General features: G+C 26.4%; 19 protein-coding genes and 1 pseudogene. All 20 read right to left on the minus strand.

The features are described from left to right. Nucleotides 1-174: 174 nt before the first annotated feature. Nucleotides 175-549 carry a hypothetical protein gene (locus H3N56_RS10210; RefSeq protein ID WP_185881121.1) on the minus strand — a complete coding sequence of 125 codons (375 nt, stop codon included), beginning with the start codon at nucleotides 547-549 and terminating at the stop codon, nucleotides 175-177. Nucleotides 550-637: 88 nt separating this feature from the next. Beyond that, nucleotides 638-1,147, minus strand: coding sequence for a type III toxin-antitoxin system ToxN/AbiQ family toxin (locus H3N56_RS10215; RefSeq protein ID WP_185881122.1), 510 nt, complete (start codon nucleotides 1,145-1,147; stop codon nucleotides 638-640). Between the two features lie 230 nt (nucleotides 1,148-1,377). After that, the gene (locus H3N56_RS10220; RefSeq protein ID WP_185881123.1) at nucleotides 1,378-1,800 is read right to left on the minus strand and encodes a hypothetical protein; all 423 of its coding nucleotides are present in this window, start codon (nucleotides 1,798-1,800) and stop codon (nucleotides 1,378-1,380) included. A 285-nt stretch (nucleotides 1,801-2,085) separates the two neighbouring features. Beyond that, nucleotides 2,086-2,193, minus strand: a pseudogene (locus tag H3N56_RS13535) (hypothetical protein); the annotation flags it as partial. Next, nucleotides 2,157-2,669 carry a replication initiation protein gene (locus H3N56_RS10225; protein WP_185881124.1) on the minus strand — a complete coding sequence of 171 codons (513 nt, stop codon included), beginning with the start codon at nucleotides 2,667-2,669 and terminating at the stop codon, nucleotides 2,157-2,159. The pseudogene H3N56_RS13535 and the gene H3N56_RS10225, both read right to left, overlap by 37 nt. A 1,628-nt stretch (nucleotides 2,670-4,297) precedes the next feature. Beyond that, entirely contained in the window at nucleotides 4,298-4,609 is a 312-nt protein-coding gene (locus tag H3N56_RS10230) for a hypothetical protein (protein ID WP_185881125.1), read from the minus strand. An 11-nt stretch (nucleotides 4,610-4,620) separates the two neighbouring features. Beyond that, on the minus strand, nucleotides 4,621-5,802 hold the full coding sequence (locus H3N56_RS10235; protein WP_185881126.1) for a hypothetical protein: 1,182 nt from the start codon (nucleotides 5,800-5,802) through the stop codon (nucleotides 4,621-4,623). 461 nt (nucleotides 5,803-6,263) lie between these two features. Continuing rightward, on the minus strand, nucleotides 6,264-6,386 hold the full coding sequence (locus H3N56_RS13415; RefSeq protein ID WP_255492189.1) for a hypothetical protein: 123 nt from the start codon (nucleotides 6,384-6,386) through the stop codon (nucleotides 6,264-6,266). A 573-nt stretch (nucleotides 6,387-6,959) separates the two neighbouring features. Then, entirely contained in the window at nucleotides 6,960-7,814 is an 855-nt protein-coding gene (locus H3N56_RS10240; RefSeq protein ID WP_185881127.1) for a tyrosine-type recombinase/integrase, read from the minus strand. Nucleotides 7,815-8,419: 605 nt separating this feature from the next. After that, nucleotides 8,420-9,433 carry a hypothetical protein gene (locus H3N56_RS10245; RefSeq protein ID WP_185881128.1) on the minus strand — a complete coding sequence of 338 codons (1,014 nt, stop codon included), beginning with the start codon at nucleotides 9,431-9,433 and terminating at the stop codon, nucleotides 8,420-8,422. Nucleotides 9,434-9,468: 35 nt separating this feature from the next. Beyond that, complete coding sequence (locus tag H3N56_RS10250) at nucleotides 9,469-10,038, minus strand: recombinase family protein (RefSeq protein ID WP_185881129.1); 570 nt, start codon at nucleotides 10,036-10,038, stop codon at nucleotides 9,469-9,471. 233 nt (nucleotides 10,039-10,271) lie between these two features. Next, complete coding sequence (locus tag H3N56_RS10255) at nucleotides 10,272-10,580, minus strand: hypothetical protein (RefSeq protein ID WP_185881130.1); 309 nt, start codon at nucleotides 10,578-10,580, stop codon at nucleotides 10,272-10,274. Between the two features lie 107 nt (nucleotides 10,581-10,687). After that, nucleotides 10,688-11,296, minus strand: a complete 609-nt coding sequence (locus H3N56_RS10260; RefSeq protein WP_185881131.1) for a hypothetical protein — start codon at nucleotides 11,294-11,296, stop codon at nucleotides 10,688-10,690. Nucleotides 11,297-11,314: 18 nt separating this feature from the next. Then, nucleotides 11,315-11,566, minus strand: a complete 252-nt coding sequence (locus tag H3N56_RS10265; RefSeq protein WP_185881132.1) for a hypothetical protein — start codon at nucleotides 11,564-11,566, stop codon at nucleotides 11,315-11,317. Further along, nucleotides 11,556-11,834 (minus strand): hypothetical protein, encoded by a 279-nt coding sequence (locus tag H3N56_RS10270; RefSeq protein WP_185881133.1) that lies wholly within the window; start codon nucleotides 11,832-11,834, stop codon nucleotides 11,556-11,558. The genes H3N56_RS10265 and H3N56_RS10270 overlap by 11 nt, the downstream gene beginning before the upstream one ends. A gap of 14 nt (nucleotides 11,835-11,848) precedes the next feature. Next, nucleotides 11,849-12,028 carry a hypothetical protein gene (locus H3N56_RS10275; RefSeq protein ID WP_185881134.1) on the minus strand — a complete coding sequence of 60 codons (180 nt, stop codon included), beginning with the start codon at nucleotides 12,026-12,028 and terminating at the stop codon, nucleotides 11,849-11,851. A 411-nt stretch (nucleotides 12,029-12,439) separates the two neighbouring features. Beyond that, nucleotides 12,440-12,586, minus strand: coding sequence for a hypothetical protein (locus H3N56_RS10280; protein ID WP_185881135.1), 147 nt, complete (start codon nucleotides 12,584-12,586; stop codon nucleotides 12,440-12,442). 261 nt (nucleotides 12,587-12,847) lie between these two features. After that, entirely contained in the window at nucleotides 12,848-13,786 is a 939-nt protein-coding gene (locus H3N56_RS10285; RefSeq protein WP_185881136.1) for a hypothetical protein, read from the minus strand. A 197-nt stretch (nucleotides 13,787-13,983) separates the two neighbouring features. Further along, complete coding sequence (locus H3N56_RS10290) at nucleotides 13,984-14,229, minus strand: hypothetical protein (RefSeq protein WP_185881137.1); 246 nt, start codon at nucleotides 14,227-14,229, stop codon at nucleotides 13,984-13,986. 238 nt (nucleotides 14,230-14,467) lie between these two features. Further along, nucleotides 14,468-14,602, minus strand: coding sequence for a hypothetical protein (locus tag H3N56_RS13420; RefSeq protein WP_255492190.1), 135 nt, complete (start codon nucleotides 14,600-14,602; stop codon nucleotides 14,468-14,470). Nucleotides 14,603-14,898 lie beyond the last annotated feature (296 nt).

A 14,898-nucleotide genomic window follows, 5' to 3' on the forward strand; every position in this document is an offset into this window, starting at 1 on the left:
ACCTTATTTAATTGTATCATATAAGCCATGGTTAGTTGAATCAAAAAAAAGAGTCTAATACAAAATTTACTAAAATACCGAAATTTCCTAAGTAATAAAAAAAGCTGAAATTAATCAGCTTTTATAATGTCTCAAGAAAAAATAAAATTAACAACAAAATTATTATATTGATAATTATCCTATCTTTACAATTTCTCCATCTCTTGTATATTCTATTCTTATAAATCTTATTTCCCCTTTTTTAGATAACTCCACTGGCATTGTTATTAACTCCGATATAAAACAACTTATACAATCCAACAGAACATAGACAACAGCTCTTCCAACACTTGGCTCATTTCCCATTGTATATTGATATGTTGAAACAATATTCCCATTAGGTAAAACATCCGTCGTAACTGGCTTTAATGGTTGAGATTCAATAATTGCCCTGTTTTGTCCTTTTTTTATTAATTCAAATTTAGGCTCTTTCTCTCCATTTAATGCCATAACTGCTGAACACCCTTGTAATAATAATCCTACTGCTCCTAACAATACTAACTTTTTCACTAAGTACCCCCAATTTTATGTATAAAGAGGTTATTCTAGCATATTCCACTACAATAGTAAAATCTATTAGACTGTGATTACAATCAATTTATATTTCATAATTTATACTATATTTTTCTAACTCTTTGAACTCTAGACATCTTTTTGAAACTCTATCATTAGGAAAAGTGCATTTTCTTTGATATAAATTTTCTGCTGCCCTATCAATATTTTTATTTTTTATTTCTTTCATTTCTCTTTTTAATAAAACTATATATGAATTTTTTTCTTTTTCAGACTGAAATTGTTTAAACATATCAATATTAGAATATTCTATTTCAGTTATTAAATGTGAAGGAACAGGAAACATATAATTAAGATTAACTACCCCTATTAAATTAGTCCCCACAAATAATTTTATAAAATCTATATCATCTTTTAACAATGAATGTCTAGGTTTTGGGCTAGTAACTTGAGATACATATACCAAATTTCCAACTTTAAATAGAGGATTAAAGAATGGTTTTAATTTTGTTACTCCATAATTTACATCTGGTATTTTAGGTTCAAACCCTTTCAAATAATTTATAAATTCTTTATCTATGGTGCACCATTTCACTTTTTACAACCCCCTTGTATGAAAAAAAGAAGGATGTAATCCTTCTTTTGGTTTTTATTTATTAAAACGATTTTGGTAGGCTTCGCAACCTCTATTAAAACGATTTTGGTAGGCTTCGCAACCTCTATTAAAACGATTTTGGTAGGCTTCGCAACCTCTATTATATCTACACAAAGTTCACTAAGTGTACTTAACGATATATTCTATATTATCATGTTAAAACCTTTTTTTCAACTATTCATTTCTTGAAGTATTTTATCTATTTTGTACTTTCTCGCCATTCCCACTAATTTTTTACCTTGTTTTGATACTAAAAGATTTTCATCTATATCACTTTCAGTATATTTATTAATTTTTTCTACAACTTCATATTTATCTTGGCTAATCATATCAAATACTTTTCTTGTATGTAGTGAATGTTGCCCATCATATTTCTCAAGGTAATCTTTATACAATTCTTCATACTTTTCTTTAGATATTTTTGCTTTCTCAATATGATCTAAACTATCATCTTTTTGTTTTGCTAGATTTAGTTGATTTTCAATAATGTTTTTCTTTGATATATTTTCTTGTTTTTCTACTTCAGGAATTGGTTCTTTTACAATTATTTTTTTCTCTGCTCTTTCTGCTCCTGTTCTTATGGTCTTAATCAAGTAGTTAAGAGTTGTTACCTCTTGCTTAATTTCTTTATAAGCCCATACAAGCCCTTTTATAAGGTCTTTTTCATCAAAAGCACTGGTTAAAATCTCTATATTATCAGTTGTTAGTAATTTATTTATAAATCTATTCTTTTTAGCTTTTTCTATTATTTTATTTAATTGATCCGAAATTATAATATCTATTTTTTCAGCCTCTTTTATTTGATGTTTTTTACTTTCCCAAGTAAATTTTAAACTTATAATTTTATTTTTAAGCTTTATCTTTTTTAACTCAAGATTAGGAAAATATAAAGGTAACTCTTCTAATATTGGCTTTAATACATATTTATTAATTTCTGAAACTCTATATTTTACAGGAATTGAAAGTATTTCCCTAAATTCCTCAATCTTAAATTCTTTTTCTTTTTACTTTCCCACTGCTTAAGCAATTTAAACATATTTTTACTATATGAACTTTTTAAGCTTACAAATTCCAACAAATCAAACTTTGTGAAATTACCTATTAAATCATTAAGCATATATGCAAAAATTTCATTGATTCTTACCGTTAAAATTTGCGTTTGAGTATTTGTTGTAAATACATTAAAAAGGCTAAAAATGTGCTTGTCATTTCCTATTTGTATCTCGTGAGCCATCCTAATTAATTTCCTATTTACATTTTCTAAAGTATTAATAAATCTCTGACTATGTGTATCCCCATTCGATAGTTCTTTTAAATTTGAAAAAGATATTTCTAATAAATTAGTATGCTTCTCTCTTGCTATGAAAATAATTGTAAAAAACATATTTAACTCTTTTTCTGTATAACCATTAAGATTTACCTCATTCATTTGATTATTATACTTAACCACTTTATTTGACATTTACTACCCCTTCCGTCTCGAAATAGCCCCAATAAAATTATATTACCACACAATTAGGGGAACATCAATAATACTACTACCCTAAGCTATTGACATTTACTACCCCATTATTGACATTTACTACCCCAACTATTGACATTTACTACCCCAACTATTGACATTTACTACCCCAACTATTGACATTTACTACCCTGCAAACCCAATCCAAGCCAATAAAATCAAAGGCTAGAAGAGGTCTAAATCTTTTAAAGAAAGAAAGATAAATAAAGATTCTAGGGGAGAATTTTTTGAATTAATCTAAAAACACCAAAACCAAGACTTAATCACTTTACATTTTGTACCCTTTAAATTTTGAAAAATATAAAATCAAACTTAGATTTAATATACTACAAAGTTTTGTAAATAAAAAAAACCTCCTGAAAGAATCTAAGAGGATAAAAAATATTGGAAGCTCTTAAAATCGATTTTAAAGCCACTGTATACCAACACCCAAGTATTTTGTCGCAAAATCAATTTCGAAAGGTTTAAAGTGTAAATGAGAGCGTTATAAACATATATTGAGATGTAATTTAACAACAACTCAAAAATATTTTAAACTAACAAAAATCAAAAAGGGAGAGTAGGAACACTCTCTCAAAATTAAGCAAACTTTAAAACCTTTTCAAATAATTTTAATAGCCGAAACTCACATCTGGGGGTATGATAGTTCACGTTTAGGGGTAAGTTTGCCTAATCTAAGCCAATAAAATCAAAGGCTAGAAGAAGTCTAAATCTTTTAAAGAAAGAAAGATAAATAAAGATTCTAGGGGAAGATTTTTTGAATTAACTCAAAAACAGTAAAAACGAAACTTAATTCATTCACATTTTGTACCCCTTAAATTTTTGAAAAATATAAATTTAAATTAAACAAACCACAAAACTTTATAAATAAAAAAACCTCCTGAAATAATCCAAAAGGTTAAAGAAAGCTAAAATCTTTTAAAATTGATTTTAAAGCCACCACACACCACGACATGAGTATTTTAACGCAAAGATGAGTTGAGAAGGTTTTAAGTGTATATAAGAACGCCACAAGTGCATGACAAGATATAATTTAGAAACAATAATTCACAAATATTTTAAATTCACAAAAAATTAAAAAGGGAGAGTGTCCCTACTCTCCCCAAATTAAGTAAACTTGAAGTTTTCTTAATGCTGTTTGTAAGTATATATCAATTTTGTATATTAAGTCAAGAAATACAGTGTCTAAGAAAGGGTTTCTTTAAAAATATCCAAAGTAAATAAACAAGGGCACCCAGTAAATTGGATACCCTTGCCATAGAACTAAATACGTTAAGAAACACTAACAAACCCGGGGGGGTTCTAGTTAAATAGATAATAAAACCTAACTAGAAAATAATCAATCCGTTTTAGGACAAATATATAAAATCAATATAAATAAATTTAAAATCATTCATTCTGTAAATAACTTCAAAACCTTTTTAAATTAATTTTAAGATGGTTGTGATACTTTGTTGGTGAATTGGTCTCAAATGTTTTTAAGATAGCTTTAAACTTGATTTTAGAGCGTGTAACGTGATTTTAAACATCAAATCAAAATGTGAAATAAGAGTTAAAAAAGATTGAGACTAAAAGCTACCGCTTATTTTGGCACGATAGTAAACTCCGTAAATAACAAAAATTAAACCTAAAACAATAAATATTTTTTTACTAACCTTGCTATTTTTCCAAATGTCTTTATATTCAAAAAATAAGTTTTTAAATCCCATACTTAAAGGCATTATTATTAAAGCTATAATAAAATTTCCTTTTAAAATTTTAAAAGAAAAACTAAATTCATCATAAGAAATATAGCTGTAAAAATTTAAAATTAACAATGATAAAAAATATCCATAGAACAAATAATTAAAAAGCCATTTTTTTAGATCTATTTTTTTCATAAATTCCACCTTTAATTTATTTTAATTGTTGTTTTAAAGTTATTAGGATTATACTCTTTGATTGATTCTTTGAAGTCTTTCCCATTTGAGTTAAGTCCATTTATTCCATCAGCAAATTGATAGCCTTCAAATAAAAGTTTTTCTAGGATTAAAACTTTTTCCATACCTTGAATTTTTCCTAGTATTGGATGATTAAAAAAAATCTTTTTATTTTTTAATAAACTTTTGACTTTAAATCCTTTAGCTAACTCTTTAAGACCTTTAGACCCCAGGAATATTTCAGTTCCATGGTAAATAATATGTCCAAGTTTTCTATCTCTTTCAGAAAACCAATTGGCAAATAATTCCCCTATTGAAAATTTCAAAGGGTTGTTGGAAAGAGTATTCAAGTCCATTTCACTATCTCTATCGTTGTAGTCAAGATAGATGCTATATGTATTAGCTGCAATAGTATTAGCACCAAATAAGAGGGTTACGGCAACAGTTGCTGTTCCACCAATTGCAACTGTTCCTGCAACTCCGAGAACCGCTAAAGCAATACTGCTAACAGCCCAAAAGGTATTTCCTACCTGTAAATTTTTAAGGGCTCCTTTTTTGATTTTTCTATTTAGACTTTTTTCGTCTTTAGCAATAGGGATTGATATTTTGGCAGGTTCTTGGACTTGAGCAATAGCTAAAATTCCATTTGGCAGCCTTTTAATAAAAATATCTTTTTGGTAAAGAATTTTTCTTTTACAAACAACAAATTCAAAATTAAAATTCCCGAATATGTCGTAATATTCAAAGAAATGGGAAACAAAACCCATAAATTCAAATTGACGAATAACATTCACTTCAGTTTGATTTTTCATAGTTGCCTGAACAATTTTAATATTTTTGATAAACTGGTTAAAGGTCTTGTTTCTCATGGTATTTTTAATTAGGTTAATAGTTTCAGAATCATTTTCATGAATAACGCCAGCAAAAACAAATATTCCATTTTTAAAATCAAAATGTTTAGCTTTTATTTGTTTTCCAGTAAAAAAAATATTTTCTTTTTTATTAAGTTCTTCAATTAGGACGTTAAAAAGACAGTATGTATTTCTTGAATTTAATTCAAAATAATCATCAGGTCTTTTTTGGCTAAGTTGATTTAAAAAATAGGATATATCGCAAGAATATGAACTAAAAGAAAAATTTTGTAAAACATCCATAGAGAGCACCACCAAGTATAAGAATTTAAAATAATTAATATTATAACCTTTCAACTTAAGGAACTCCAAGAGTGCATTTATATATTTTTTACTAAAAGAAAAAAACTGAAAAGTTCACGATTAGCCGTTTCTCAATTTTGCTTTGCAGAAATTGGAAAACTAGTTTTTTTAGATCGTGTGATTAGAACTCTTGCGAGTAGAAAAAATAAATAAAAAAGAGTCTCCAGAATTTAGGAGACTCAGCGGGTATATTAACAATAGACGGGGGGTCTAGCGTTATAAAACTACAATAAAATAAATAAAATAAAAAAACAATTCACTTTAGGAATTTTTGAAGTATTTAACTTAATGAGGGCTCTAAAAATCCAACAAAACACATATAAATATTTACATTTTTGTTAACAGAATATAATTAATATCTAAGCAAATAAAATTTGGTGAAAGTTTAATTTTTACGAGGTTTAAGAATATGAAATCTTACTAAAATCATTTATTTGTTCATTGAGTTCTTTAGTTTCTTTTTCTAGGTCAATCTCCCATTCGGTTAATATCTTTTCCAAGTTTTTAAAATCTTCTTTTTCCATGGTTATCATCTCCAATATTTTTTAGAAACTGTAGGTTCACTTTAGTTCACTTTTTTTCATATATTGCAAAAATCATATGATATAATAAAGGCTTTTTTGAAATATGGAATTTTAAATATATAAAGCTAGATAAATAGGGAAGATATAGCTTTAAAAAATATAAAATTGTGAAAGTTGTCAATAGATAAAACAGGTATTTTTCGTACCTGTTTTAATATATTTTCAGATGGTCAAATATCTAATTGTCTGGCAAATGGAAGGAAGGGGAAAATAAAAATAACATCAAATTTTTGTTGAGGCTCATTCTGACTCTCAAGCGGTATACCCCCTTTTCACAGTACCTTTTTTGTTATTTCATTATCCGTACATATTCAAACAAATTGAGTCTTTTTGAGTCTTTGAATTTGAGTCTTTTTAGCTAGTTTCTACTTTATAAAAATATACGTCAAAAATTGTCTGAAAATCCCGAAAAATAAGTTGAAAAAGGTTCGTCTACTTTCGTCTTTACAAAGAAATTAATGTATTTTTTTTAAACAGAAAATATTTTTTAATGTAATTTAATATCACAAAACATTAAAGTTTAATATGGTTAGGTGTATTTCTTAATTGATTGTAAATATCTAGTTTTTGAGAGCTAGAAAACCTTGCATAAACCATAGTATTTTTAATGCTTTTATGTCCCAATAAAAATTGGATAGCTTGAATAGAAAAGCCATTTTCAGCTAGCCATTTTCCTCTAGAATGTTTAAGTATATGGTAGTGAGCTTTATCTTTAGGAATCTTTGCAAATTCACAATATCTTTTAACAATAGAGTTAAGTCCTTGTAAAGTCAGTTGAGTTCCTTTGGAGTTAGAAAATAATAGATCAGTAGGTTTTTCTTCTGAAATATAGATTTTAAGTAATTTCATGGTATCGGAACTAACCTCTATTTTGCTTTGAGTGCTGCCTTTTAATCTTCTGCAAAGAATTTCATCAGAATCTAGGTAAATATCGGACATTTTTAAATTTAAAATCTCACTAGCACGTAATCCAAGTTCAAATCCTAAGAGTACTAGGAGCTTATCTCTTAATATAAAATTGCTGTGTTTCTGAATGGCTTTAATAAGGGCGTTAATTTGTGTAATTGAGAGATATTTAATATCTCCTTCTAGTTCTTTAAGTTCAAATCTAATCTCTCTAATTTCTTTGTTTAGAGAGGTGTAAGTTGCTAAACATTCAGTATTTTTTCTTTTATCAATCAAAATAGATAATTTAATTCTAAGTTCATTTTTGGTTGAGCTATTTTTCTTAGATTTTAAAATATTTATCTCTTTTTGAATATCGTCAATATTTTTGTCAAGAATGTCAAAAATAGCACTTTTGGTTTTATCATTTTTAAGAATATATAGGTCTCGTAATTTGTTTTCTAAATCTTGAATTTTAGTCATTTTTCTCCTTTTGCTATTGCACTTTTGTGGTATATAAAGTTTAAGGTACAAAAAATATTAAAACCTAGAGCTTAACTTTTTGAGAGTTAAAATCTAGGTTGATATTAAATAAATTATAAATATGTTTTCGTTAGAGAAAGCTTCTGGAAAAGTAACCTAAAGTAACTCTAGAACTTAAGAAAAAAAGGTGTTAAAGTATTAAATAGTGATACTTTGCAGGTGTCCACATGAAAAATAAAGAATACTAAAATTGTAAATAATTATGTAGAAATAAGTATACATTAGTGTGCTTGGGGGTGTAGAAGTATAAAAAACGCTCCTTTCAAACACTTTTAAATATTTAGCTACTCTACTATCTTAAAACCTTTTTTCAATATTAGCATTTCCATACTTTTTTGTATAGATATTTTTACTTTGATTTTTGACCTGTACGTTTTTTATTATATTTTTCAGACTACTTTAATTTTTCGAGATTATTTGATAATATATTTTAAACTTCTTAAATCTAATTAGTTTCAATACTTTTTCTGTATTTTTAAATTTTTTTTATAAAAAGTTAGGATTGTTCCATTTCTTAAAATCGGGGGTATATTTTCTACAATGTTCTAAAATTTATAGGAAAAAGTATTTTTTAGAAGGTCTTTTTCATTTTCCTGATAATATAAAGTCAAAGAATGTGTCGTTTCTTCAAAAAATGAAATAAATATTGGAACGAAAAAAGAACTGGAAAATAAAAACTCAAAATTAATTTTATCAAAATCTTCTATGTTAAAATTTTTATAATAATTTTTAAAAAAATTAATAATCTCATCTTTTTCAACATCATTAAAGAGACTTTTGGAACAAATAGAATCTTTATAAAATAAGTTTTCAATTTTTTCATCTTGTGTGAAAAGTTTATTAAAACATTTATCGAAATATTCTTTACGTCCATTTAAAAATATAAAAAAATTAATATTTTTTTCTGTATGTATTTCTTCTAAAGATCTATTTTCAAGAATATATTTTTTAGCTCTATCGTAACTATCTTTTTTTAAAAGTAAAAAAAAATCATGTAAAACACAAATCTTATCATAAGATGATTTTTTCAAGTTTTCAATTTTTTCTTTATCAAAATTATCAAATTTTAAAGAACTATCACTGACTTTAAGAGAGGTAAGAAATTCAAGTTCTAATCTTTTTAAATTTAATTGCGTAGTTTTTTCTTTATCTCTATTCATTAACATATTTAATGCTTCAAGTTTAGAAGAAATACTTTGAGAAATTTGAATAAAATCTGCTAAAATTGAAGTATCATATGCAGATAGTAACTTTAAAACGATTTCTTTTTCTTTTTTTATTGCAGAAAGTTCCAAATCGTAATAATATTTATTTTTATCAAATGAAAGCTGTTCTTTATAATGAATTAAAAGCAATACAGTAGCTATACTGGCTGAAAAACTTCCCCAAAATAATAACCAGTTCTCATTTGAGATTGGTGAATAAAAAATGCCTTTCCAGTCAACAACTTTATTTGCTATAAGATCAGTTAATAAAAAACTAAAGTTAAATAACAAAATAAAAAGTAATAAGTAAAATAAATTGATTAAATTAGATTTTTTTAATAATATTTTGTACATTAGTATCTCCCCTGTTTAAAAATTTGATAATATTTTTATATCTCTCCTCTTTCTTTCAAAACTTTCTCCCAACGATATATGGTTGCTCTTGGAACTCCAAATTCTCTTGATAGTTCGCTTTTATTAAATCCCTTGTTGTAAAACATTTTAAATCGCTCTAATGGCTCACCTTTTAGTTCAATACTGCCTTTCTTTCTTCCGGTATATTTTCCTTGCTCTTTAGCAATAGTTACGCCTTCTTTAACTCTTTGAAGTATATTTTCTCTTTCTAATTCTGCTACAGCTCCTATAATAGTCAGAAAAAATTTTCCAATGGCAGTACTCGTATCAATATCTTTATCTATTACTTTTAATGTGGCACCTTTATTTTCTATTTCTTGAGTTATCTCGAGTAAGTCTATAGTACTACGACTCAATCTATCTAAAGATTTAACTACTACAGTATCATTTTCTTTTAAATCTTCTAACATAGCTTTCAATTGAGGTCGCTCTTTATTTTTACCAGAGATATTATCGCTATATATAATATCAGCATCTTTATAGGCTAATAATTGCCTGTCTAGTTTTTGTTCTACGGTTGATACTCTAACATAATATCTAATCATTAAAATCAGCTCCTAAGTTTTTATTTCGTTGTTTGTATTATTAAGAATCGTTTATTAAAACAATACATTTAGTTGTAAAGATTAGCAAGAAAAACCTAATAAAACAGTTAGAAAAGTGTTAAGATTATATGCCCTATCTAGGGAGTAGTCTATATGATACACAGGACATTTTTTATATTTTTTATTTACTTAAGAAAAATAGGATAGCCTAGACTATCCTATCTCTTTATTCTTTAGATTACTTCTATTTGGTTACAAATATGCTTAAATTTGATTTTACATAAGGTCTTGTACCATTCTATATCCACAACCTCAGCTATATATTTATCTTCAGGGTTTCCTCTGTTTATGAATTGTAAAAACAATTGATCCTTCTCTTCCCATTTCTTCCAACAAAATAGAGTTTTAAATCTATCATCATTCAAATCAAAATTTCTCAATGTTTCTGACTTCAACCCTTTTTTACATTTATCAAAATATTCTGAATCACTTTTAAATGTTAAAAGCTGTTCTTCTTTAATTTTAAGTGTTTTTTTATTCATATTCAATCCCCCTTTATTTAGCTATTTTTTAGTTTTGGAGATTATATCATATCTAAATATACTTTTCATATCCGAAACTGGTTTAAAGGCTTTTAAGGGCTTCACTTTTATTTTAAATATTCTTCTAGCGTATATATCTCATCAATATCTATCTGTTTTCGTTCTTCATTCACAATTATAAATATATCTCCATAAAAATTAACCTCTATATTAGTTTTTTTATTTAATACAAACTTATCTTTATCAAATAGGAACCCTTCCCCTTTTTCAAATTGATATTTTATATTTTTTTCTTTTAAAAAGTTTTCAACTTCCTTCAAAGCTTTTTTTAAGTCTTTTTTTCTTTTTCTTTCTTCTTTTTCTTCGTCATAGTCATCTTTATAATATGGATCATATTGTATTTTATTTTTTTCAAAGTCTTGCATTATTTTATATGCTTTCTCCCAATCTTTTAAAAGAACTTTCTTATATACTCTGTCTTCATACTCTGGACAAAATCCAAACTTTGAATAATATGGATACATGATATGGATGTGATTGTCTCCAAGTTGTAAACAAAAACAAATATCATCTTTTCTTTTGTAGATTGTTAATTGGTCATACTCTGTAAAACTTTCTGTTGCTCCACCTCTTAGATATGAATTATCCTTTTCGTAAAACTTTTTATAGATTGCCTCAAATTTTAACGGTAGCTCTTCTAATACCAAATACATCATGATTTTACACTCTCCCTTTTATTTTTGTATTTCTTTGGATTCACACAAACAATAACCATAATCCATATATGTTGTTTTAATTTCTTTTTCTAACTCAATATATAGGCTTCTTAACTCTCCAATCTCTTCTTTAAACTCATCTGGAATAAGTTCTTCAAGTTTAGTTAATTGATTGTAGAACATTTCTTCTTTACAATAAACTTCATCCTTTAGCATCAAACTCCCTCTTAAAACTTCCATAAAATCAATAATTATGTTCTTAGATTCCATCTTTTGACCCCTCCCATATTCTACGTTCGATTACTCTTCCATATTCAATGTATTTTAATTTTATGAGGTCTCTATATTTTACAAATTCTGATTCAAGAATATCACCAATTTTTTCTGTTTCTTCATATTCTTGAATTTTAAAAATTAAGTCTATTATTTCCCCTTCTTTTTCTGCAATATCATCTTTTAAAGCTCTGTGCATTCTGAAATCATCTAATATATCCATTACAAATTTATTTACACACTCTTCTTTAGATACAAAATTCATTTACTTCCCCCATTTCATTTTTTAGAAAGTTCTAAAGCTTTTTTTATATTTGTTAACCTAATTAATTCTTTTTGATAATATTCCCAATATATTGTATTCTTAAGTTCAGCTAGAGTTTCAACCCTCGCAATTTTCATATAGTCCTTGGCTATTATTTCTATATTAGTTTGTATCTTTATATGGTTTTTAGCCATTAATAGCCCTTTTAACGCTTTCTATTTCTTCATTAGTTAATTCCTCAAGGCTTTTGTTTCCTACAAGTTCTATCAATCTATTTAATTGCTTATATGTCATTGCTACACTCTCCTAATTTAATTTTTAGGAATAAAAAAAGGTACTACCTAAAAAGCACCTTTTCCCAATATAGCTATTCTTTTTATTTTTAGATCGTTTGTCTATAGCTTTCAAAAAGCGTAAATTCAAGCTTTTTAAAATATTCATGCTTTTATGTTTCTCTGCATCTCTTTCAATGGACATGAAAAAATACAACAAACACCACTTAAACCCTTTGTTTATATAGATTTATAAGAAATATCTTTACAACTTTTTTTGCCATTTTTAGGGGGTATATACCCCTAAAAAGCCCTTTTTTTGTTGTAAAGTTTTTATTTTTTTCTAGCCTGATTTATCTTATCCCAATCTTTCAAATTGCCTCTAAAATTTAAAACAGCTTTAGATATTACTTTATGTTGCTTGGTTAGGCTTTCTTTACTTTCAAACTCTAAAGAACTTTCTTTTCTATATTTTCTCAACCAATTATTAAGCTCTTTCAACCCTACAAAACAAAATACACCATCAAAAATCCTTTTAGTTAAAAATAAGTCTCCATTATAATTTACAAAGGTTTTAAAATTGATATTCCCCCTATCTCTTTCAATGGACATGGAAAAACATAAAGATTATACTTCTATCCCTTGTTTTATCTAGGTTTATAAGAAATATTTTTACAACTTTTTTTAATGTTTTTCCCCCCTGTTACTAGGGGAAAATATCATTTTTTTGTTGTAGAGTTTTTATTTTTTTCTAGCCTGATTTATCTTATCCCAATCTTTCAAATTACCTCTGAAAACTATAACAGCTTTAGAGACAACCTTGTGTTGCGTGGTTAAGCTTGCCTTACTCTCAAACTCTAAAGAACTTTCTTTTCTGTAATTTTCTAGCCACTTATTACATCTTTGCTTTATTCCAACATAAAAATAAACTTCATCAAAAATCCTTTTAGTTAAAAACAAGTCGCTGTTATAGTGTACAAAAGCTTTAAAATTAGAGTATTTATTGTCCTTTTGAGCCTTGTCTATTCTATCGCAAATTAATTTTATATAGAGATTTTCCAGTTCTTGAAAGTGATTTAAGCTATTTTTTAATTTTAATTCAATAGCTTTTATTATCTCAAGTTCATTTACTCCTTTAGGGATCCTTTTTACTTTCAGTTCTATGCGGGTATTATATGGGTAATCTTCTTCTAGTGCCTTTTTATCATATATACAAACATCAATATCTCTATTTTTAATCATATAACTTCTAGTTTTCAAATCATAAAGATTTTTAGTCTGTATTACTTCCTTTTCGTTAAGCTCTAAACCTAAAAGCCCTACAATAATATTTGAAAGTTTTTTACTTTTCTCAAACTCTCTCATACTATCAATACATAAATCCAGTCTTTTATTTTTAAAATCTACTACTTGCACCCTTTCCATTATTCCCCTTTTTGCTTTTATATAACTTTTTAAATCCTTGTAAGGCTCTTTGTTTATATTTGAATTATGAACATTAAGTTTTACTCTGTACAAGTTATCTTTATATGAATTAATAGTAATTATTGAATAACTATTCTTTTCTATTTCTTCCCTCAACGTAGGTGTTATTATCTCTAGTGTCTCGGTGTCTATTGTTGCAAAATCTTTTTTACTCTTACGAATTTTGGTTGTGCTTTCTAAGTATTCTTTTTCCAAAGTCCTCTCCTCTTGCTAGTTCTAGCAAAAAGGGAAGGATTAGCTTTTAAATACCTATTGTTTTTGAAACAAAAATATGTTAAACTCAACTTGTCAGGGTCGAGTTTTATTTTTGTTTTTAAACATAAAGTAAAGCTAATCCAAAAGGTTACTATTTTCAGATAGTAGCCTTTTTTTATTCCTTTTTTCGATAAAGACTAATCTTCCTTATCTTCTTTTACTTCCGAACCTTTTTTTCTAATAGTGATTTTCTTAGTTCTAGGACTATAAGTCATTTCTGTCTCTCTGTCATCTTGAGTTACTTTCATATCTTTCAACCAACTCAAAGGAAGACTAACTCTAGCGTTTACATAACCATTACTAGTTTCTGAAAACATTATTTTTATATCCCTAATTTCTTTAATCACTTCTTTTTTTCGAGTTCTTTTTTTCTTTTGTTCCAATTATTCACCTCCTCTTTGTGAGGTTGATTTAATTATAATTCAAGGCTTGAATTAAGTCAATAATTTTTTTTAATTATTTTTATGATAAGTTTAAAATATATTGATTTTATTAAGTTTATAAAGATTAAGTATTTTTATTTTTATATTTTTTTAATTACAATTATTGTAAAAATTAGTGAAGATATAAGAGTTGGAATAAAAAAGAAAAAAAAGAGAAGATGTGTCATCCTCTCTAGAGTTATAGAATTAGTATTTTATTTTTTTTCACTAGTCTAATTATTGGCATCATAATCATTAAAATTATAATTATTGAAATCTTTGTTAAAAAACTAGTCCCATCAAAAGTTTCAATAATTTTAGGAATACTCTCCACTCTTCACCTCCAAGAAATTTTAAAGGTATAAAATGCTCCTAAACACTCATTTTTCTCAAAGAGATTATTTTACTTTTATTAGTTTTTACTATATAATTATTATGACAACATAATAAAAACATTTCAAAAATTTGAGTGTAGTGTAAGCATTTATAAGTGTAACTTTTTGGTCAAAGTTTGTAACACTTATAATTTTTGCATTTTATACTCATTTTTTATAATTACTTTAAATCCAAGGTTCTAAAATTAGTATATTTTTCAAATTCTCCTCCCTTTATATTTGAAATAACTACAAA

Source organism: Cetobacterium sp. 2A (assembly GCF_014250685.1).
In the GTDB taxonomy this organism is placed as follows: domain Bacteria; phylum Fusobacteriota; class Fusobacteriia; order Fusobacteriales; family Fusobacteriaceae; genus Cetobacterium.